Here is a 217-nt window from a genome sequence, read left to right on the forward strand (position 1 = left end):
CCATGCTTACTTTTAAACGTGGGAAAACGGGCTTTTAGTTTCGGATTAAAAAAGTTTGGAGAAAGCCACGTCAAGGTTAATCACCGCCTGCTGCAATGCTATGGAGTCATATTCTTTAAGCCACCCATATCTGCGGGATTTTTTTCGCCACTGCAAGCAGCGGTTTAAGGTCTTTACGCGGGTTTAAATTTACGCCGTGCCGCTGGTAAGCGTTTTT

Annotated in this window: 1 pseudogene; it reads right to left on the bottom strand. The window is 44.7% G+C overall.

From position 1 onward, the window contains the following. Positions 1–217: pseudogene (locus BHE89_RS03725) on the bottom strand (RNA-guided endonuclease TnpB family protein); the annotation flags it as partial.

Source organism: Shigella sp. FC1967 (assembly GCF_001743005.1).
In the GTDB taxonomy this organism is placed as follows: domain Bacteria; phylum Pseudomonadota; class Gammaproteobacteria; order Enterobacterales; family Enterobacteriaceae; genus Proteus.